At 71.0% G+C, this 21368-nt stretch carries 9 protein-coding genes and 1 pseudogene; 8 read left to right on the top strand and 2 right to left on the bottom strand.

All coding sequences use genetic code 11. The features are described 5' to 3' along the window. The first annotated feature begins 71 nt into the window (after window positions 1–71). The 3 genes and pseudogenes from ACIQUT_RS20910 to ACIQUT_RS20900 form a co-directional block, all read left to right on the top strand. A complete protein-coding gene (locus tag ACIQUT_RS20910) occupies window positions 72–1403 on the top strand; it encodes a class I SAM-dependent RNA methyltransferase (protein WP_403564515.1) in 1332 nt (443 codons plus the stop codon). Between the two features lie 187 nt (window positions 1404–1590). Beyond that, window positions 1591–1857 (top strand): hypothetical protein, encoded by a 267-nt coding sequence (locus tag ACIQUT_RS20905; RefSeq protein WP_403564513.1) that lies wholly within the window; start codon window positions 1591–1593, stop codon window positions 1855–1857. 53 nt (window positions 1858–1910) lie between these two features. Further along, window positions 1911–2399, top strand: a pseudogene (locus ACIQUT_RS20900) (helix-turn-helix domain-containing protein); the annotation flags it as partial. Between the two features lie 199 nt (window positions 2400–2598). Here ACIQUT_RS20900 and ACIQUT_RS20895 read toward each other — a convergent pair. After that, window positions 2599–2871, bottom strand: coding sequence for a hypothetical protein (locus ACIQUT_RS20895; RefSeq protein ID WP_403564511.1), 273 nt, complete (start codon window positions 2869–2871; stop codon window positions 2599–2601). 77 nt (window positions 2872–2948) lie between these two features. After that, window positions 2949–9170 (bottom strand): RHS repeat domain-containing protein, encoded by a 6222-nt coding sequence (locus ACIQUT_RS20890; RefSeq protein ID WP_403564509.1) that lies wholly within the window; start codon window positions 9168–9170, stop codon window positions 2949–2951. 699 nt (window positions 9171–9869) lie between these two features. Between ACIQUT_RS20890 and ACIQUT_RS20885 the strand changes: the two genes are divergently transcribed. The 5 genes from ACIQUT_RS20885 (at window position 9870) to ACIQUT_RS20865 (ending at window position 21351) form a co-directional block, all read left to right on the top strand. Beyond that, window positions 9870–12596: a DNRLRE domain-containing protein gene (locus ACIQUT_RS20885; RefSeq protein ID WP_403564507.1), complete on the top strand. Its 2727-nt coding sequence runs from the start codon at window positions 9870–9872 to the stop codon at window positions 12594–12596. 409 nt (window positions 12597–13005) lie between these two features. Further along, entirely contained in the window at window positions 13006–14631 is a 1626-nt protein-coding gene (locus ACIQUT_RS20880) for a TIGR02677 family protein (protein ID WP_403564506.1), read from the top strand. Beyond that, the gene (locus ACIQUT_RS20875; protein WP_403564505.1) at window positions 14628–15875 is read left to right on the top strand and encodes a TIGR02678 family protein; all 1248 of its coding nucleotides are present in this window, start codon (window positions 14628–14630) and stop codon (window positions 15873–15875) included. The genes ACIQUT_RS20880 and ACIQUT_RS20875 overlap by 4 nt, the downstream gene beginning before the upstream one ends. Further along, complete coding sequence (locus ACIQUT_RS20870) at window positions 15872–20104, top strand: TIGR02680 family protein (protein WP_403564503.1); 4233 nt, start codon at window positions 15872–15874, stop codon at window positions 20102–20104. Before ACIQUT_RS20875 ends, ACIQUT_RS20870 begins: the two co-directional genes overlap by 4 nt. Then, window positions 20095–21351 (top strand): TIGR02679 family protein, encoded by a 1257-nt coding sequence (locus ACIQUT_RS20865; RefSeq protein ID WP_403564502.1) that lies wholly within the window; start codon window positions 20095–20097, stop codon window positions 21349–21351. The genes ACIQUT_RS20870 and ACIQUT_RS20865 overlap by 10 nt, the downstream gene beginning before the upstream one ends. Window positions 21352–21368: the final 17 nt, after the last annotated feature.

Below are 21368 nucleotides of genomic sequence, written 5' to 3'. Positions count from 1 at the left end.
CACGTAGACTGGTGGGTCGGCCGTCCGGCCGTTCGTTCACGCCCGACCCGAACCCTGGAGCACCCCCCGCCATGACCCAGCAGAACGAGAAGCAGTCACTGGTCGGGGAGGAGTACGAGGTCGAGGTCGGCCCCGTCGCGCACGGCGGGCACTGCATCGCCCGGACCGACGACGGCCGCGTCCTGTTCGTCCGCCACACCCTGCCCGGCGAGAAGGTCGTCGCCAAGGTCACCGAGGGCGAGAGCGACTCCCGCTTCCTCCGCGCCGACGCGATCACCATCCTCTCGGCGTCCAAGGACCGCGTCGAGGCCCCGTGCCCGTACGCCGGCCCCGGCAAGTGCGGCGGCTGCGACTGGCAGCACGCCAAGCCCGGCGCCCAGCGCCGCCTCAAGGGCGAGGTCGTCGCCGAGCAGCTGCGCCGCCTCGCCGGGCTCACCCCGGAGGAGGCCGGCTGGGACGGCACGGTGGCCCCGGCCGAGGGCGACAAGCTGCCGGCCGGCCAGGTCCCGCAGTGGCGGACCCGCGTCCAGTACGCCGTGGACGCCGAGGGCCGCCCGGGCCTGCGCAAGCACCGCTCGCACGACATCGAGCCCGTCGACCACTGCATGATCGCCGCGCCGGGTGTCACGGAACTCGGCATCGAGAAGCGCGAGTGGCCGCAGATGGCGACGGTCGAGGCCATCGCCGCGACCGGCTCCCAGGACCGCCAGGTCGTCCTCACCCCCCGCCCCGGCGGCCGCCTCCCCCTGGTGGAGCTCGACAAGCCGGTCTCCGTCCTCCGGGTGGAGGAGAAGGACGGCTCGACGCACCGCGTCCACGGCCGCCCCTTCGTCCGCGAACGCTCCGACGGCCGCACCTACCGCGTCGGCATGGGCGGCTTCTGGCAGGTTCACCCGCAGGCCGCCGACACCCTGGTCCGCGCCGTCATGCAGGGCCTGATGCCGCGCAAGGGCGACATGGCCCTCGACCTGTACTGCGGCGTCGGCATCTTCGCGGGAGCCCTCGCCGAACGCCTGGGCGAGACCGGCGCCGTCCTCGGCATCGAGTCCGGCAAGCGCGCGGTGGAGGACGCCCGGCACAACCTGGCCGAGTTCTCCCGCGTCCGCATCGAACAGGGCAAGGTCGAATCCGCCCTCCCCCGCACCGGCATCACGGAGTGCGACCTGGTCGTCCTGGACCCGCCCCGCGCCGGCGCCGGCAAGCAGACGGTCCGCCACGTGGCGTCCCTCTCGGCCCGCCGCATCGCGTACGTGGCCTGCGACCCGGCAGCCCTGGCCCGCGACCTGGCCTACTTCGCGGAGGCGGGCTACAAGCCCCGCACCCTCCGCGTCTTCGACCTCTTCCCGATGACCCACCACGTGGAGTGCGTGGCGATCCTCGAACCTATCGCAAAGGGTGCCTGACCTGCGGCTTAGGGTAGTGTGCATGATGTGTGGCGTGGGCGATACGGGCGATATCGTCACGCTGATCTGACGCACGTGACGCACGTCTGACGGATCTACTGATGGATGGTCGCCATTAGCGGAAAGCCGCCTCTCGGCGCAGTGCCGTATCAGGCAACGTTCGCCCTGTCCTGGATGTGGTGCGCCCATGAGTGGTGGTGACCAGCCGGATCTGGACGAGATCGAGGCGTGGTTCGCTGATGTCGTTGAGGGGCGCGTGAGCCGTGATGCGGCTGACCGGTGGGCCGGACGTTGGTACAACGATGACGGACTGGGATGGGACGATCTGTCGTGGTGGGCTCTGGGCCTCCTCTACGGAATCGATCTGAAGCCGGGCCCTGAGGAGCCATACCTGCACGACGATGAGCAGGTATGCGGGTGGCTCGAGGAGCTGCGGCGCCGCCGCGCCGAGTGACGCACCGCCAGGATCCTGTTCTTGCCCGCTGCTTGCCGCCAGGCTGTCGGCCCATGGCAGGGCGAGTGCGGGTCCGCGAGATCGATGACAGTGAGGGATGGCGGCTTCTGCGGATCATTCGCAGGTGCACAGGCTCGCTGGCGACCTGGCGCCGAGCCCAGACGGTGCTGTTGTCCGTGCAAGGCATGCCCGTGGCGAAGATTGCCGAGGTGACGTTCACCAGCACGGACCGGGTCCGGGACGTGTTCCACAACTTCAACGCGGACGGCTTCGCCTCGCTCTGCCCCACATACAAGGGCGGCCGCCCGAGGGCCTTCGGGTCCTGCTCCGCGAGGAGGGCGTGTCGTTTCAACGCGTGACGACCTGGAAGACCTCCCGCGACCCCGACTACCCAGCCAAGAAGGCCCGCATCGAGCATCTCTACGCGATTGCCGACGACGAGGTCATACCCGAGGACGGCGAGCCCGAAGTCGTCCTCTGTCTGGACGGGTTCGCGGCCGCTCAACCTCCAGCCCCCTCCCGACCGACAATGGGCCGTGCGCCGCCTACGGCTTTGCCGAAGACCAGCAAGGCCCGGGGCAGCAGGTTCCGCCGCTACATCATCCGGCGGAACAAGCACGCCGCTGACGAACGTTTTCGCGAGGTTGTGGACGAGCGAACGTTGCCTGATGCAGCACAGGTTGTACCCCTACTGCCGCACTTCACACCGCAGTAGGGGTATGTCAAACGTCGACAGAAGTGTCATTCAGGCTGTGCGATGTCGTTGAACACGTCGATCAGGTCCTCGATCTCCTGCCCGCGCGGCGTCACCGCCCAGTCGTCCGTGAAACCTGTACGTGTGAGCTCGTCGGACAGAAAGTCCAACATCGTGTCCGCTGCGGATTCGCTCGGAACTGTGGAGGAAACGGCTGTCTCCATCGCATCCGGATGTCCCTCCACGAGGTTTAGCAGGCACTGGTAAAGCTTGGTGCCTCCGCGAAACCACTCGGGGACGGTGCGGTTCTGCTCGCTCATTCTTCCTGCCATTGGATGCTGCGTAACGGAACGGGAAGTCGGCCCCGGCGTACTGGCATTGCCGGGGCCGATTTCGGCTAGTGCATGTCCTTTGGCCTTGCGGACCGTTTGGCCATGTTCATACCACGGGACTTTCCGAATACTGTGATCACCTTGGAGGCTGCGGTGAGAACCACCGTGGCCTTCTTGTTCCCCTTGCCTTCGAACTTCCATGCAAGGCCGCGATGGTCAACCGAGTGCGTCACCCGCTTCGGGTCGGCCACCGCGTCCTTCATCTTAGCGATACTGACGCCTCGGCCGTCATTTCGGCCGATGGCTTGATGGAGGCCGTGGGTCGTGTAACCCTCGATCTTGGTCGGCTGGTTCGGATGGACAGAACACCCGGAAGCCCCGGTGCACCCGGACTCCGAATTCTTGCTCGGAGAGGGGTTGTCCACCGACCTCTTTGCTTCCGCGGCCTTCTTCGGCGCGGCGGCCTGCTTCTGGGCGGGCTCCTTCTTCGCTGCGGCGTTCTGCTTCGGTGCGGCCTTCTCCGCAGGCTTCTTCGCGGCCTGCTTCTTCGCGGCCTGCTGGGCCGCCTGCTTTTGTGCCTGCTTCTTGGCGGCTTCCTGGGCCGCCTTTTTGGCGGCTTCCGCGGCCGCCTTCTTCGCAGCCTCGGCCGCTGCCTTCTTCGCAGCTTCTTCCACCGCCTTCTTCGCGGCTTCCTGGGCCGCCTTCTTGGCGGCCTCCGCCGCCAAGCGCTTCGCCAGTTCGGCCGCTGCCCTCTTCGCGGCCTCGATCGCGGCGCGGCGGGCGATCTCCATGGCGATGCGCTGGGCCGCGATACGAACGGCTATGCCGACCAGAATGGGGATGATCTTGCCGTCGGGGTCCGAGATGGACACCGGGTTGTTGTTGGCGTAGGCATACCCGTTCATCTGCTGCGGGTCGTCGACGTCGATCAACGGGTCCACCGACAGGAACCGCCCGGTGGCCGGCTCGTACGAGCGGACACCCAGCTGGGTCAGACCGGTGGAGGCGTCGATGGTGCCACCGACGAAGCCCTTCTGGTCCGGCCATGCCTGCGGTGCGGTGCCCCGCGTCTCGCCGTAGGGGCTCATGTCCCGCCGGGTGGCGGTCATGGACCCTGCGGCGTCCACCGCGATGGTCGCGGTGTTGTGGTGGTCGGCCGCCAGGTAGGAGACCTTTCCGTCCGAGGAACGCACGGCGACGGCCGAGTCGCCGAAGGCGTAGCTGCGGGTGGCCTTCGTGTTGCCGTCCGGGCCCAGGGCCACCTCGGTGCCGCCCAGGTAGAGCGTGGTTCCCGAGGGGTCCTTGCGCAGCAGGCGGTTGCCCTCGGCGTCGTAGACGTACTCGGTGACCTTGGTGCCCTCGGTGACCTTGGTGAGCTGTCCCTCGGCATCCCACTCCAGCTTCTGCTCGGAGTTGCCGATCTTGCGGACGGTCGTGTTGCCGGTGGCGTCGTACGCGTACGAGTCCTTGCGGGTCCCGGTGGGTTCGACGACGTCGACGCCGCTCAGGGCGTGCGGCTGCTTGCCCTGGGCCGCCGGGTAGGCGTAGGTGCGGCGGGTCTCGCCGTTGCCGACGTCGTGCTTGGTCTCGCTGGTGCGGTTGCCCGTCGGGTCGAAGGTGTATGAGTGCCAGTACGGTGCCACGCCGCCGACGGTGGCCGCGGAGGGTCCACTCGCGCAGCTCTCCTTCGCCGTCCAGCCCTCGGTCATGCGACGCAGGTGGTCGTAGCGGAAGCACTGCGTGTCGCGGGTCGTCTTCTCCCGCAGCTCGCTGAGGGACGTGATGTTGCCTGCGGGGTCGTAGGTGTAGTCGACCTCGGACAGCTCGAACGGACCGACCTCACGGTCCGCGAACGACTTGGTGACCCGGCGGGTCGAGTCGTCCAGGTGCTTGGTGTGGATCATGCGCTTGCCCTTGGCGCCCTGCATGTACTGCATGAGCTCGCCGAAGGGGGTGTAGCGGCTGCTGCTGACGTACTCGGCCGCGCCCTTGAGGGTGCTGGGCAGCCCCGTGGCGTTGTAGCCGAAGTCCACTTTCTCCGCGGCGAGTCCACCTGCGGCAGGCAGGTGTACCGAAGCGGGGTGGCCGGCGCTGTTGTAGTCGATCTTCGACTCGTAGCTCCCGGAGAGCTTGCCCAGCCCCTCCGGGACGGTGATCTTGGTGCCGGTCGGCGCACCGCTGCTGTCGTAGCCCAGGACGGAACTGGTGTACGGCTTCCCGTCGGTGTAGCGGCTGGCCGAAGTCAGCTGCCCTTTGGAGAGGGTGTCGTAGGTCCACTCCGCGCGCTTCGGGCCGGTCGGCCCGTCCTCCCGCTGCTCCGTCTGCCTACCGAGCGCGTCGTAGGTCACGTGGATGCTCTTGCCACGAGCGTCGGTGCTGGTGACGGGATGGTCGGCGTCGTCGTAGGAGTGGGTGGTCGTGCCGCGGTCGGGGTCGTGCTCCTTGACCTTGCGGCCGCGCAGGTCGTACTCGTACGTCCAGGTGTTGCCCACCGGGTCGACGACCCGGGTCAGTTCACCACCGGGGTCGTAGCTGTAGCGTGTTGCGTCGAACGCGCCGTCGGCCTGCCGTCCCTTGTACTGACGCAGTTCGACCGTATTGCCGCGGACGTCGTTGATGGTGGTGGTGACCGTCGCGCCCTCGGGCGGAACGACGTGCTGACGATCGCCGCCGTACGTAGTGGTGGTGCGCCACTTCTCGGTGCCGAGGCTGTAGAACAGCTCGGCGGTCCTGCGTCCGGCACCGTCGTAGAGGTAGCCGTTCTGACGGATGATCTGGTTGTCCGGGACAGAGACCAGAGCGGTGGCCGGGTTCCCCTTCTCCAGATAGGGGCCCGATTCCTTCACCTGCAGGCCGCGGGAGTCGTACACCGCCTCGGTGACGACCCGGCCTGAGCGGGCTTCGTCGTTCTGATTGAGGTCGGCGCGCGTGGCCTGGGTCTGACGCAGCCGCAACAGACCGTCGTACAGCTCATGGGTGACGGTGTAAGAGTCGTCCGCGAGGCGGGTCCGGGTGCTGACGGCGGAGGGGCCGTCCTTCCGCGTCAAGTACGAGATCTCGACGTCGGGCTTCTGCTCCCGGCTGCGTCCGGCCGACCAGCCCTTGGTCAGGCGGCCGAGGGCGTCGTACTCGGACTCGTCCCGGCGACCGTCACCGTCGATCTCGGTCAGGGTCAGACCGCGCGTCGGGTCGATGATGTCCGTCTCGGTGTGGCCGAGCGGATTGGTGACGACCACTTGGTGCGGCATCTCGCCCGTGGCCGGGGTATACGCCGTCTTGGACGTAGCCCCCCGTGCGTCCGTTGCCTCGACGGAGCGGCCGTACTGGTCGAACTTCTCCGTACCGGTGACCACGTAACGCGGCTGCCCGCCGGCGTACTCGGCGAGCTCCTCCGCGGCCGTGGCGTCGCCCCGGTCCGGAGTCTCGCCGAAGCCCTTGCCGTCGTAGTGCGTGCGCTCGTCGGAGATGACGTGCGCGGGCCGCTGGATGGTGGCGTCGCAGGCGACGGAGACCGTCTCCTGGCGGGAGACGAGATCCAGCAGGTGCTTGCCGGCGTTGCGGGCGTACTCGGTACGGACACAGCGGTCGTCGCTGCCGGTGGAGGTGTCGCCGAGGTCGTTGACCTTGGTGACCAGGCCGTGCTCGTCGTACGTCTTCTCCACCGCGGTGCGTCGGAGCCCTCCGCCCTCGACGGTGGTGCGGGTGCGCTGCGCGCCGTTGTTGAACCTTTGTGCGGTGAGTGGCGTCGTCCCGGTGCGGTTGCGGGTCGCGGTCGGCGCGCTGATGACCGGCTCGTACGAGGTCGCCGAGATCAGCGGGCCGCCGTCGCCGTTGTAGGTGAGGGTCTCGCGGGTGACACCGGCCTGGGAGAGGTGGTCGGTGATCTGGTTGCCCTCGGAGTCGGCGACCTTGACGCTGCGCGTGCCGCCCGAGGCGGTGCGGTCGCCGTCCATGCCCCGGAAGTAGACGTTCTCCGAGCGGGTGCGCTGGTCGGCGCCGTCGCCGGTCCGGGTGATGACCTTGCCGTAGCCGCGCCACTGGTTCCAGGTGCGCTCGGTGTCGCGGAGGAACTCGGAGGTGTCGTAGGCCCAGGCCGGGGCGCCGGAGTATTCGTACCGGGTGACGGTCGAGGGGGATCCGCCGACGAGGTCGTTCTCGACGATCTGGGTGGCGACGTACTTGTGGAAGTAGTCCTTGTAGGGCTTGGGACGCCCGTCGGGACCGATGGGCTGGCCCGGAGCGGACCAGTTGACCGGGTAGCAGCGCAGGGTGTTGTCGGCGTCCGAAGCCGGCAGGGTGCCGTTGCGGTTGCACTCGGGAGCCGAGTAGGTGACGCCGATCAGACCACCGGATTCGGTGCTGATGGCATTGATGCGGTAGCGGATGAAGGGCGGCAGGCCCTCCAGGCCGTCGACGCGGTTGGCCAGCTGCACGCCGGAGAAAGTGATTTCAGGGGTGCTGAGTTCACCGTTGGTCTTGCCGGTGTGCTTGACCGAGGCCAGCCACAGGCCGTTGCTGGTGCCGTCACCGGTCTGGGGGAAGGAGTGGGTCAGGTCCCAGCGGTCGACGTCCTTGTACGCGCCCCGGGTCAGTACCTGGGTGGTGATGGCGGAGAACCGCTTGCGGGTCCAGAAGGTCGGGGCGTGCTGGTTCTTGCATTCCTTGCCGGGGGCGCAGTACTGGTCGACGGGAACGTCGGGCCAGTTCTTGGCGTTCTCCTTGGTGAACTTGGCGTCCGAGCAGTCCGCGCCGGGCAGGCAGCGTTCGGCGGTTTCGACGAGGACCTTGGCCGGGGCCTTGGTGCCGTATTCGGCGCCGGTCCGCAGGCCGTACTCGACGCGGGTGAGGTGGCCGCCGCGGGTGTACTCGACGCCCTGGAGCTTCTTGTTCGCGCCGTAGCGGTTGGTCTCCTTGGCGTAGTAGTACACCATGGCGTTCCCCTGCACGTCGGCGACGTGGTCGAGGTTGTAGCGCCAGGCGCGCTGCTTCCCGCCGTCCTTGCCGTACAGCGGGACGGTGAAGGCGGAGTTGGTCTCCTGGTCGCCGGCCTTCCAGTTGCCCGGCCGGTTGAGGCCGAAGGTGAAGACCGTGCCGGAGACGGTGGTCAGGCGGAAATAGCCGCCTTCGGCGTCACCGTTGGTGGCACCGGTGAGGTACTCGATCCTGGAGCCGTCGTCCTTGACGCCCTTCCAGGTGCCGGTGGCGTCGTCCCTGACCAGCTCGGTGCCCGAGCCGTTGAGGGAGAGGATGGCGTTCTCCGAGGCGAAGCACAGGTCGCCCTTGCCGTCCTTGTAGTTCACTCCGGAGCCGGGGACGTCCGAGCACGGCTGGAAGCGGCGCTCGATGAACCCGCCGGAGGTGAGCTCGAACCCGTCGCCCACTGGCGAGGGCTGGGTGTTGCTGGCGGCCATGCGGCCGTCCACGCTCTGCGCGGAGTAGTTCAGCCCGAGCTCGGGAGAGAGGTCTCCGGGAGCCTCCGGGGTGGACATGGGATAGGTCCAGTTGAAGTCACCGGAGGCTCCTCCGGCCTGCCAGCTCGCCGTAGGGGCGAGAGGCGTCGCTTTGAAGTCTCCACCGGTTCCGGAGGCGCCGCCTTCAGCGGCCAGGACCATCGGTGCCGCGGCGGCGGCACTTTTCGCGGACAGCTGCTGCGGTGATTTGGTGCCGGTGCCGGTGCCGTTCAGTGCGATACGGGCGGTCAGCGTCTTGTTCTTGACGTCATTTCCGCTGTCGACCGGAGTGCCGGTCTGACACTCGGCCTTCTCCGGTGTCGTCAGCACACATGCCGGGTACTGCACCATGCGCATGCGGCCGGCGAAATTCGCTCCGAAGGCTCCGGCGAATGCGGAGTAGTCGAGGGCGAGTTCGACCTTGTCGGGCGAAGGTGCGCCCGCGCCCGGTTCCACGGCCATCAGCACACCGTTGATGCCGGCCTTCTCGGCGTGGGCCTGGTTCTTGACCGATACCTTCACATTGGCCGGGGCCGCCGGTGCAGCCGCCGCTCCCGCCCGAGTGAACGGGACTTCCGTGGAACGTATCCCGACGGGAAGGCCGCCGACGTCACTGCGGCCGGAAGAAGGGGTCTTCGCGCGTGCAGCCGTGGTGGAACCGGGCTCCACGAGCGCTTCGCCGCCCTTGGGCCAGGTGACCTTGGGAGCCTTCTTCTGGGCGTTCTGCGCCGCTTCGTTCTTCGGCGGGGACTTCACCGGGACCTTGGCGCCGGTGAGTACCGGCTCGGTCTGCGTGCCGCGGAGCTTGAACCGCTCGGCAGCCTGCGCGGTGCTCACGCCGGCCGAGAGCAGCAGGGCGGAGGTGACGGTGACGGCAATGGTCTGTGCGGAACGGCGAATGTGTTTCGGCCAGTTCCAGACGTTGTCGGAGCTCCAATGGGGCTCGGTTCTCTGGCGTATGTGTGACGGACTCACGCAGTTCCTCTATGCGGAATGAGGAGCGTTGACGATCAGCGCTCCTATCGCGCACACAGTAAACGATCAATCCTGTCAAGGTTTTGCATCCGTCAAGGTGGTCCATAGCGGAATCGGAAGCGCCTCTTCCGAATTGCCCGTAGGTCCGGGGAGGGGGTAAACCCCAGGGCGGATAACTCAAGGAGAAGTCAAGGCTGAGTATAAGTATGATCTAGTTCCGTAAGGTTCTGGGTGTGTGTGGTTTTTCGGCTCGCCTCCGGTCATCCACCCGCTTGGATGCGGCACCTCGAACCTCCCGCGTGCCGCCGACGAGGCGGTCGCCCCTTCCGATCGCCGTCACCCTTGGATGGTTTCGCCATGTACTCCGCCCCTCCCACGAGGAGCCCACGACGACCACGGCCTTGGCCGGAGGCCCTGGCTGCGCTCGCGCTCACCGGTCTGTGCGTCGGCCTGACGCCCGCTCACGCGGCCCCTGCCCCCGGCCCGCTGCCGGCAGCGGCCGCGAAGGATCTGACACCGGAGCAGAAAGCGCAGGACAGCGCCCGTGCCGACGGGCGGCCGGTGGAGATCCTGGAGAAGCGGACGGAGGACACCCGCACGTTCGCGAACCCTTCCGGCACCTTCACCCTGGAGCGCCACACCAGCCCCAAGTGGACCAAAAGGGATGGGAAGTGGGTTGACCTCGATGCCTCACTCCAGGTCTCGGCCAAGGGCGTTCTGACGCCGAAGGCCTCACTCCTTCCCCTCTCGCTGTCCGGCGGCGGAACGGGACCCCTGGTCAGCCTGGCCGACGGGGACAAAGAGATATCCCTGACCTGGCCCCAAGCCCTGCCGAAGCCGCGCATCAGCGGAGACACGGCGACCTACCCCGAGGTGCTCCCGGGAGTGGACCTGAAGGTCCGCGCCGGTATCGAGGGCTTCTCCCAGGTCCTTGAGGTCAAGTCGGCCGAAGCGGCCGTGAATCCGAAGCTCGCCGAGATCGGCTTCGGTCTCCGGACCAAGAACCTCTCCGTGGCCGCCGACGGGCACGGGAACCTGACGGCCAAGGACGCGGCCGGGCAGATCGTCTTCGGCGGACCGACCCCGACCATGTGGGAGTCGACGCCGACCGCCGGACAGCAGAAGGTTGCCTCGCTGGCCCGGAGCGCCCCGGCCGCGCAGGGCGTCGGCGCCCCCGCGGTACCGGACGGCAGCGCCTCCACGGCGTGGGAGCCGGGTCTGAACGCGAAGCAGGCCCCGATGGCCACCAAGGTGGACGGCACCACCCTGAAGGTGGTCCCGGACCAGAAGATCCTCAAGGGCAAGGACACCGTCTTCCCGGTCTTCATCGACCCGTGGATGAGCGGTGGCCGGATCGCCTGGACCCGGGTGTACAAGAAGTACCAGGACACCGCGTACTGGAACAAGAACGAACTGGCCCGGGTCGGCTACGAGAACGAGTCCAACGGGGTTTCCCGGTCGCTCTACCGGATGGACACGGCCGGGCTCGCCGGCAAGAACGTCATCCGGGGCACGTTCTCCACCCAGCTCGAATGGTCCTGGTCCTGTCAGGCCCGACCGGTACAGCTCTGGTTCACCGGTGCGATCGACTCCGGCACCACGTGGCGGAACCAGCCGGCCTGGGCCCAGCACCTGGCCACGGTGAACACGGCCAAGGGCTGGGGTCCCAACTGCCCGGCAGGCGGCGTGGAGTTCGACGTCACCGGCAAGATGAAGGAAGCGGCCGCGGCCGGCTGGTCCGACGTCACGCTGGGGCTGAAGGCGGAGAACGAGTCCGACACCTACGGCTGGAAGAAGTTCCTCAACAGCGCCACCCTCTCCATCGAGTACAACCAGACGCCGAACACCCCCGGCGAGCTGCACATGACTCCGCAGCCCACCTCCCACGGCTACGTCGGCAAGACCAACCTCGCCGACGGTGTGCACCTGCGCGCGCGGATCTCGGACTCCGACGGCGGAAACGTGACCGCTCGGTTCCGCGTGCACTACGTCGATCGTGGCGGCTGGTTCAACGAGGCCACCGTCAACGTTCCCAGTGGTGGTCTCGCCGACTTCCGCATCCCCGACGGGTGGCTGCCCTGGGACGAGTCGTACGCCTGGGAGGTCCAGGCCGACGACGGCACGAGCGCGTCCCGCTGGGAAGGCGGCGGCCGGTTCACCGTGAAGCGGACCGCACCGCCCGCCCCGAAGATCGACATTGATCCCGAAAAGGGCATCGCCACCTTCACCGCGGAGGGCGTCGAGGGCGGGGAACACGTCCAGACCTACCGGTTCGGCATCAACACCGATCAGCCCACACGACGGGTGGAGGCCTGGCACGGACAGGCCTCGGTACTGCTGCCCAAGATGGGTGAGGGCCGCTACGAGATCAAGGCCTACGCCACCGACAAGGCGGGCAACGACTCGACCGCCACGCTCAACAGCGGCATCCAGTGGGACAACAACAACACGGCCACCTCGCTGGCGGACGCCACCACCACCCAGGGCGGCCACATGGTCGCCGTCGCCGGCGGGCGAGTCTGGCACGGGTTCACCGGAGGCAGTGTCCAGGACACCACGTCCGAAACCGGCGAGCTCGCGAACGTCGAACAGGTCGCCACCATTGGCGCCGACAGCCAGCTCCACGTGCTGGCCCTGGCCGACGGCAAGATCCACCACGCCGTGCGCACCCCCGCGGCCTGGCAGCCCTGGGGTGACGCCACCGCCGCCGCCGGCGGCGGCCTGCCCAAGGTGACGCAGATGGCCGCCGCCCAGGACGGCTGGAACATGGTCGTCGCCGCGGTTGCGGACGGCAAGGTCTACCTGACGACCCGCTACCCGGATCGCTGGGACCCCTGGCGGCTCGTCCCGGGTACCCCCGCGCAGATCGACCAGATCACCCTCGCCTCGGTGAACGGCCGGCCGCACGTGGCGATCCTCTCGGAGGGCCGGGCGTACCACTCCGCCCAGATCGCTCCCGGGAACTGGCACCCCTTCGCCCCGCTGCCCGTCGCCGGCCCACTGACCTCGATCGAGGCCTCTGCCGGCGCCGGCACCGGCGCGGAGTTCCAGCTCGCCGCGGCCTCCGGGGGCCGGATCCACCACACCACCCGCAGGGCCGACGGCAGCTGGACCGCATGGGGAGACGTCACCGCGGTCGTGGGCAACCCCGGCTACACCCGCAAGCTCCTGGGCACTCCGGTCGGGGACGGCTTCCGGCTGACCGCCATCGCCAACGGCACCATCAGCCAGACCACCCGCACAGCCAACGGCCACTGGAGCGGCTGGAAGGACATCTACCAGCCGTAACAGCAGCGCCGGTCGGGCTTCGCGCAGAGCGGGGCCGTCTCTCCCACGTCGTGGGGCGGAGACGGCCCCGTCTCTGCGTTCGGCCGCTGGTGCGCTCGCCTGCTCACCGCGTTCGAGAACGCCGCGCAGCGGCGGGTGCGAACGGACACCAGCTCTTCGCGCCGGCCTCCTCGGCCCAGCCGTCGCGCACCTCACGCAGGCCGGCGCTCCGCCGGTGCCCGGCGGTTCGGGGAGGTTCGCCTCCCCGCCGTCGAGGAAGACGACCAGGTGAAGGCGGTCTCGGAGGTCTGCTGCGTGGAGGGATGTCGCGACGCCGGTCCGGGAGTGTGCGCGGTCGAGAGCGATGGGATTCGGTCAAGTTTTTCCGTCTCTGCCGATCACGAGTGGGGGCTCGGGAGAATGGGTGGTGATGGACACGACTTCTCCGCAGCCCCCGGAGCAGCCCGGCGGGTACGGGCCGTTCTCCCACCTCACCGCGCCGAACGTGCTGTTGTACCGCGCGGTGATGCGGGCGTTCCTCGTGGCCAAGGAGCGGTACGCCGTGCATCTGAGGCCCGAGGAAGTGCAGGCCGCGCTGCCTGTCGGGATCCGGCCCGGAGAGCTCGATGCCGTGGTCAAGGCACTTGACAGTCTGGTGGCGTGGGGGAACCTGCGGGCCGATCCGGACACGGGGCGGGTCACGGCCGTCGAGGACTTCTATCGGAAGCGTTTCGTCTACCAGCTGACGAGGGAAGGGGAGGCCGCCGAGCAGGCACTGTCCGCGTACGACGAGGCGCTCGGGCGGCGGGGTGCGCTGCAGGCCGTCGCGCTGCACGACATCGTCACGCAGCTGCGGGTCCTGCTGGTGCTGGCGGCCGAGGAGGAGCCCGATCCGGCCAAGACGCACCTCGCGCTCGACGGGCTCGCCAGCCGTTTCGCCGCGCTCGCCGACAACGCGCGGGCCTTCATGGGGTCGCTCCAGCGGACCATCGATCTTCATGACGTGGGGGAGGAGGTCTTCCTCGCCTACAAGGACCAGCTCATCCAGTACCTGGAGCGGTTCATCCAGGACCTGATCACCCTCGGCGCACGTATCGCCCGGCTGATCCTGGAACTGGAGGACGGCGGGCGCATCCAGCCCTTGTTGCGGGCCGCCGCCGCCCGCGAGGCGGCCGACGCGACGCCGCAGGAAGCCGCGTACGCCGAGCAGGCCGCGCACCGGCGGTGGGCCGATCGGTGGGCGGGGCTGGCGGCCTGGTTCATCGGCCGCGACGGCCGGGAGTCGCAGTCCCGGCTGCTGCGCGGACGGGCCCTCGGCGCGATCCCGCAGCTGCTGGCGGTCGTTCGGGCGCTGAACGAGCGCCGGGCCGGCCGCTCGGACCGCTCCGCGGACTTCCGTACGCTGGCCCGCTGGTTCGCCGAGGCCCCCGACGACGACGCCCGGCACCGGCTGTGGCGTGTCGCCTTCGGGCTGTATCCCGCGCGTCACCTCAGTGTTGATGCGGAGACGCTGGCCGCCCGCAGGGCGCGTCCCGAAGCCGCAGCCACGCCCTGGGCCGACGCCGAGCCGCTGCGCATCAGCCCGCAGCTGCGCCGTACGGGCAGTTACGAGCGCCGCGGCAAGCCCCGCAAGGTCGAGGACCGGCAGGAGGCGCGTCGGCTGCTCGCGGAGACCGCCGCCAAACAGGCCGCCGAAACCGCCGCAGCGCGGGCCCGGCTCGCCGCCGGCGGCAGCACCAGGCTGTCCGGGCTCGGCGAACTCGATCCGGTCAGCTTCCGGCTCTTCCTCCAGCTCCTCGGCGACGCACTGGCCACCTGGCGGCCCGGCATGACCCACACCACGGCCACCAGCAGCGACGGATCCATGGAGATCCGGCTCAGGTCCCTGCCGGACGGATCCACGGCCGAGATCCGTACACCGCACGGAACCTTCCGAGGCCCCGATCACGCCATCGAGATCGTCGATATCGCCGCCGGAACCGCCGGAACCGCCGGAACCGCCGGAACCGCCGGAACCGCCGGAACGGCCGGAACGGAAGGGGGCGACGTACGGTGACCACCCCGCTCGCCGAAGTACTGGACGGGCAGCACGCCGCCGAACTGCGCAAGGCGGCCCGCGCTCTGCTGCGGCAGCCGCTGCTGGTCGCGCAGGGCTCCTTCGCCGACGAGTTCCGACTGGTCCGGCGGCACGCCTCCGAACTGCGCGCATGGTTCGACCGCAACACGGGCTGGTCGCTCCAGGTCGACTCCGAGACGGCCCGGCTGGGCAAGATCCCCGCCCGCCTCGCCGACGCCACCCATCCCGCCCGCGAGGCCACCCGCAGCGCCGCCCCCTTCACCCGCCGCCGGTACGTCCTGCTCTGCCTCGCCCTCGCCGCCCTCGAACGCGGCGAGGCGCAGATCGCCCTCGGCCGGCTCGCCGGCCAGGTCGTGCTGGAGGCCGCGGACCCCCGGCTCGCCGCCGCGGGGATCCAGTTCACCCTGGACCGCCGCGACGAGCGGCTCGACCTGGCCGCCGTCGTACGGCTCCTCCTGAGCCTCGGAGTGCTGCGGCGCGTCGCCGGGGACGAGGACGCGTACGTCAGCGGGGCCGGCGACGCACTGTACGACGTCGAACGGCGTGTGCTGGCCGGGCTGCTCGCCACCCGGCGCGGCCCCTCCACGGTCCTGGCCGCAGCCTGGGAGGAGCGTCTCGCGGAGCTCACCGCCGAGACCGCCCTCGACAGTGATGAGCTGCGCTTCCGCGCCATGCGCAGGTCGCTGACCCGGCGGCTGCTGGACGACCCCGTGCTCTACTACGACGAGCTGACCGACGCCGAACTCGCCTACCTCACCCGTCAGCGGGGCTTCCTCACCGCACGCATCACCGAACTGACGGGGCTGGTCGCCGAGGTCCGGGCCGAGGGCATCGCCATGGTCGACCCCGACGACGACCTCACCGACGTCCGCATGCCGGAATCGGGCACCCACGGCCATGTCACCCTCCTGCTCGCCGAATACCTCACGGCGGCCGGCGGCGGCCCGGTCGGCACGGCCGATCTGAGGCGCCGGGTCGCCGAACTGGCCGCCGAGCACCGCGGCTTCTGGGCGAAGTCGGCGCGCGAGGCGGGGGCCGAAGCAGAGCTGGTGGAGCAGGCGGTCGTCCGGCTCGCAGCCCTCGGCCTGATCGCCCGCACCTCCGACGGCGTCGTGCCCCGCCCCGCCCTCGCCCGGTACGCCGTCGGCGAGACCGTCGTCCTCGCACCCCGTACGGCGGGCACCGCCGAGGTGCCCGCGCAGCGAAAGGCGTCACCGCGTTGATCCCCCGTACCGTGCTCCCGGCCCCCGCGCGCTCCCGCTGGCAGCCCCTGCGGATGGGCCTCGTCGACCTCTTCCACTACGACGTGGAGGAGTTCCACTTCCGTGACGGCAGGCTCCTGCTGCGCGGGAACAACGGGACCGGCAAGTCGAAGGTGCTCGCCCTGACCCTCCCCTTCCTCCTCGACGGGGACCTCGGCGCCCGCCGGGTCGAGCCGGACGGGGACGCGGGCAAGCGGATGGAGTGGAACCTGCTGCTCGGCGGCGAGCACCCGCACTCCGAACGGCTCGGCTACACGTGGGTGGAGTTCGGGCGCCGCGACGAGGTGAGCGGGGAGGAGCACTTCCGTACGCTCGTCTGCGGGCTCAAGGCCGTCAGCGGGCGGGGCATCGCCCGCCACTGGTGGGCGGTGACGGCGCAGCGGATCGATCACGGGCCGGCCGAGGTCCGCTCACCCGGATCCCTGAGCCTCCTCGACGCCACCGGCACCGTGCTGTCACGGGACCGGCTCATCGAGGCCGTATCGGGGCACGGCCTGGTCCACGACCAGGCCAAGGCCTACCGCCGGGCCGTCGACGAGGCGCTGTTCGGGCTCGGCGAGCAGCGTTACGGGGCCCTGGTGGACCTGCTGATCCAGCTGCGCCAGCCGCAGCTGTCCAAGCGGCCCAACGAGGCCGCCCTGTCCCGCGCCCTCACCGAAGCACTCCCGCCCATGGACCAGGCCGTCATCGCGGACGTGGCCGAGGCCTTCCGCTCCCTGGACGAGGAGAAGGAGGAGCTGCGGGCCGCCCGGGCGGCCGAAGGCGCGGGCGCCGCCTTCCTCGACCACTACCGGCGCTATGCCCGCATCGCCTCCCGCCGCCGCGCACGCCTCCCGCGCACCGAGCACTCGAAGTACGAGCACCTGCTGCGTGACCTCGCCGGAGCACAGGACGAGAAGGCGGGCGCCGAGGAGGAGCGGGCGGCGGCCGCCGAGCGGATCGCCGAACTCGTCGAGACGCAGGTGCGGTTGCAGGCCACCGAGGCCGCCCTGCGCGAGGGCCCCGAGATGCGCAGCGCGCGGGAACTGGAACGTGCGGCCCGGGCCGTGGAGCGGTCCCGGGACGACAGCGCCCGCGCCCACGCCGACCGGGATCAGGCGGCGCTGCTGCACACCCGTGCCCTGGGCCGCCTCGGAGCGGCCGAGAACCGCCTCCAGGCCGCCCGGCAACGGACCGGGGACACCCTCCGCCGGGCCGGGGAGGTCGCCCGGGAGGCCAGGCTGGACCTGCCCGAGGCCGAGGCCGAGACCGGGGCCGGGGCTGAGACCGGCACCGGAGCCGAGGGCGTGGCCGGAGCCGAGGGCGTGCCGATGGCCGGGCTGCGCGCCGCCGTGGCCGAGGCGACCGATCGCCGACTGCGCACCCTCGCGCACGTGGAGGAACTCGCCGGCCGGGCCGGGGAAACGGCGGCCGAGCGCCGCACCGCCGCGCTCCGGCTCGACGAGGCGGAAGCCGACCTGGTCCAGGCCGCCGAGGCACAGGAGGGCGCCGACGCGGCCGTGACGGCGGCCGGCCTGGCGCTGGTGGACGCCGTACGCGAGCACGCCGGCCGGTGCGCGGAACTGGCGTACCCCGACCCGACGGGACTGCTGGACGAGCTCCAGGAATGGGCCGTCCACCAGGACGGCCCCTACCCGGCACGACGGTACGCGGCGCAGGCCCACAGCGCCCTCGCGGCGGTACTCGCCGACGGGACGGCGCAAGCGGCGCAGCGCCGGGCCGCCCTGGCCGCCCGGGCCCGGGAGGCGGAACACGAACTCGCCGGGCTGGAGGCCGGCGGCCGACGGGCGCCCGCGGCCCCGTACACCCGGACGCCGGGGCTGCGCGAGCGGACGCCCGGTGCTCCGCTGTGGCGGCTGGTGGACTTCCGGGAGCACGTCGGGGAGCGTGATCGGGCCGGTCTCGAAGCGGCCCTGGAGGCGGCCGGGCTGCTGGACGCCTGGGTGCTCCCCGACGGTGCGGCCCTGGCCGCGGACGGCCACGACGTACTCCTCGCCCCGCGGACCGGCCCGACCGGCGGCCTGACCGGCGGTCCGGTCGGCGGTCCGGTCGGCGGTCCGGCCGGCGGTCCGTCGCTCGCCGACGTGCTGTGCCCGGCCGTCGACCGCGGCGATGCCCGGGCGGTTTCCGTAGGGGAGGAGACGGTGGCCCGGCTGCTCGGGGCGATCGGCCTCGGGGCGCCCGCCGGGGACACCGCGGAGGATGCTGCGGAGCACACCTGGGCCGCGCCCGACGGCCGCTACCGGGTCGGTGCCCTCATCGGCCGGTGGGCCAAGCCCGCCGCCGAATTCATCGGAGAGGGCGCCCGGGAGGCCGCGCGGCGCATCCGCATCACCGCCCTGCGCGTCGAAATCTCCGGACTTCAGGAGCAGTCGGCTGCCGTCGCCGAGCAGGTGCAGGTGCTGGCAGCGCGCCGCCTCGCACTCGACACGGAGCTGGCCGCCGTACCGGACGAGGCGTCCCTGACCCGGGCGCACGCCGGCGCCGTCGCTGCCGCCGACACCGTACGCCGGGTCAGGCTTCGCCGTGAGGCACGAGCCGCCGAGGTGCTGGCCGCCGGCGAGCGGGCCGAGCGGGCCGCCGCCGAACTCCACGAGGCCGCAGCCGATCTGGGGCTGCCCTCCGACCGGCCGGGGCTGGCCGCCGTACGACGGGCCCTCGGGGAGCTCGCCGTGGTCCTGGCCGAGCTCTGGCCCGCGCTGCGCGAGCGCACGGAGGCGTCCCGTCAGGCGGGGGAGGAGCGCGAGGAGGCCGGACGGGCAGCGGAGCGCACCGCCGAACTCGGCCTGCGGGCGGAGGAAGCGGCCCGGCAGGCGGCGGCCGACGACGAGCGGCTCGCGACGCTGCGGTCGACGGTGGGCGCGGCCGTGGCCGAGCTGGAGCGGCGGCTCGCCGACACCGCGCAGGCCCTGCGCCGGTGCGCGGCCGACCAGCGGCTGGTCCAGGACCGCCACACGGAGGCGGACCGGCGGGCCAGCCGGTCCGAAGGCCGGATCGAACAGCTGGAGAAGGACATCACCGTCGCTGCTGCCGCACGCGCCGAAGCCGTGGCCGCACTCCAGCGGTTCACGGCCACCGGGCTGATCCACGTGGCCCTCCCCGACCTGCCCGTGCCGGCCGCGGGAGAGGAGCCGTGGGCGGCGACCCCGGCGATCGCGCTCGCCCGCTCCCTCGAAGCGGAGCTGGCCGCGACCGATGACTCGGACGGCGCGTGGGAGCGCGTGCAGCGGCGGCTGAGCGAAGAGCTCAAGACCCTCCAGGACGCGCTCTCCCGGCACGGCCACACCGCGTCGGCCCGCATGGTGGAGGAGGGGATGGTCGTCGACATCGTGTACCAGGGGCGTGAGCGGGCCGTACCCGAACTCGTCGAAGCCCTCACGGTGGAAGCGGGGGAGCTCACCCGCATCCTGTCCGCGCACGAACGGGAGATCCTCGAAACCCACCTCATCACCGAGGTCGCGGGCACGCTCCAGGAGCTCATCGGGGCCGCCGAGCGCAAGGTACTGGCCATGAACGCCGAGCTGGAGGAACGCCCGACCTCCACCGGGATGACCCTGCGGCTGGTGTGGCGGGCCTCCCACAAGGCCCCGGCGGGACTGGCCCAGGCGCGTGGCCGGCTGCTGCAGACCGCCGACGCCTGGACCCCGGAGGACCGGACCGCGGTCGGGGAGTTCCTGCAGGCACAGATCGCCCGCCAGCAGACCGAGGACGTGGCCGGCAGCTGGCTGGAACACCTCACCGCCGCCCTCGACTACCGCTCCTGGCACGAGTTCGCCGTCGAACGGCTGCAGCACGGCCGCTGGGTGCCGGCCACCGGACCGGCTTCGGGCGGCGAACGCGTGCTGGCCGTCTCCGTACCGCTGTTCGCCGCCGCCTCCTCGCACTACGCGAGCGCGGGCAGCCCCTACGCGCCGCGGCTCGTGACCCTGGACGAGGCGTTCGCCGGGGTCGACGACGACTCGCGCGCCAAGTGCCTCGGCCTCCTCCACGCCTTCGACTTGGACGTGGTCATGACCAGCGAGCGGGAGTGGGCCTGCTATCCGCAGGTCCCCGGCATCGCGATCGCCCAGCTCTCCCGCGTCGACGAGGTGGCCGCCGTCCTGGTCACCCGCTGGGAATGGGACGGTACGGCCCGCACCCGCCGCGAAGACCCGGTGCGCCGGGCCGAGCCGGAGACGCTGTGGGTGTGAACCAGGCGGCGGTCGACGAAGCCCGCCTGCACCGGCTCCTCGGCGCGGCGGACCTGGCCTGGCTGGTCGACCGCCTTCGCCGCCGGCTGGAGCGAGGACAGCCCCTGACCGGCCCGGTCTCCCTGGCCGCCCCCACCCCGGCCCAACGGGCGGCGGCCGAGCGACTCCTCGGCCGGGCACCGGGCGGCGGCGCGTCGCTCACCGTACGCCTCGACGCCGTGGACGCCGTACTGCGCCGGTCGGGGATCAGCCCCGACGGCCTGACGGCGGCCGCATCCGCGCTCACCGGCCCGGTCGTCCCTCTCGCAGACGCCCGCCGGACCGAAGAACACGCATGGACCGAGGCCTACGCCCCCCTCACCCTCCTCGCCCGGGACGAACCACTCCTCGCCGACTGGGCAGCCGGGCTGCGCGACAACGGCCTCGTACGACGCCTCGCCGGCACCCCCGCGGCTGCTCGCACGCTGCTCGACCAGGCGGCGCGCGTACTGCGGGACCTGCCCGCCGAGCCCGCCCGCTCCCTGACCGTGTTCGCCGCGGACACCCTGGGCAGCTCCCACGCACTCGACGACGGCACCCCCCTGGCCACGGTCGCCCTCTCCGGCGTCCGCGCCCTCACCGGCCATCCGGACGGTACGGGCGCCGCCTGGCGACGGGCCGCCTGGGCCTCGGCCGGCCTGCTCCGCGACGACGTCTCCTCCACGGTCCTCGTCCTGAACCTCCGCGGCACCCCCGCCCTGGACTGGATGGCCGACGCCGGCGAGCCGTGCGTCCTCACCCTCCGCCAACTCGCCCACCACGCCCCGCGGACCGCGCCCCCGCTGATCCACATCTGCGAGAACCCCGCGGTCCTCTCGGCCGCGGCGGACACCCACGGCGCGGGGTCCTCCCCCTTGATCTGCCTCCAGGGCCAGCCGTCAGCGGCCGCCCTCACCCTCCTCGACCGTCTCCGCGGACTCGGAGCCTCCTTCCGCTACCACGGCGACTTCGACTGGGGCGGCCTGCGCATCGCCACGACGCTGCTCCGGCACATCCCGTGGCGACCGTGGCGCTACACCGCCGCCGACTACCGTGCGGCGGTAGCCGCCGCAGACCGCGTTCCCCCACCCCTGGTGGGCAAGCCGGCGTTGTCCCCGTGGGACCCGGACCTGACATCCGCCCTCGCGGAACACGCAGTCCGCATCGAGGAGGAGTCGGTCCTGGCCACCCTCCTGCCAGACCTCGGGCCGGCGGCCGGGTACTCCTGATGCGTGGGGACACGCCG

It is taken from the genome of Streptomyces sp. NPDC090445 (assembly GCF_044769385.1).
Classification (GTDB): Bacteria; Actinomycetota; Actinomycetes; order Streptomycetales; family Streptomycetaceae; genus Streptomyces.
The sequence above is the reverse complement of the archived record's forward strand: the minus strand, read 5'-3'. Positions and strand labels throughout refer to the sequence as shown.